Origin of the sequence: Myxococcus sp. AM011 (genome assembly GCF_013372595.1) — a bacterium.
In the GTDB taxonomy this organism is placed as follows: domain Bacteria; phylum Myxococcota; class Myxococcia; order Myxococcales; family Myxococcaceae; genus Myxococcus; species Myxococcus eversor.
On sequence record NZ_JABXEM010000674.1, the window covers coordinates 1 to 384 of the forward strand.

Annotated in this window: 1 rRNA gene; it reads right to left on the reverse strand. The window is 50.3% G+C overall.

From position 1 onward, the window contains the following. A 16S ribosomal RNA gene (locus HUW62_RS47975) occupies window positions 1–329 on the reverse strand; the annotation flags it as partial. Between the last annotated feature and the right edge of the window lie 55 nt (window positions 330–384).

Genomic DNA, 384 nt, shown 5'->3' on the forward strand with positions numbered 1-384 from the left:
TGTCTCAGTTCCAGTGTGGCTGGTCATCCTCTCAGACCAGCTAGGGATCGTCGCCTAGGTGAGCCGTTACCCCACCTACTAGCTAATCCCATCTGGGCACATCCGATGGCAAGAGGCCCGAAGGTCCCCCTCTTTGGTCTTGCGACGTTATGCGGTATTAGCTACCGTTTCCAGTAGTTATCCCCCTCCATCAGGCAGTTTCCCAGACATTACTCACCCGTCCGCCACTCGTCAGCAAAGAAGCAAGCTTCTTCCTGTTACCGTTCGACTTGCATGTGTTAGGCCTGCCGCCAGCGTTCAATCTGAGCCATGATCAAACTCTTCAATTTAAAAGTTTGATGCTCAAAGAATTAAACTTCGTAATGAATTACGTGTTCACTCTTG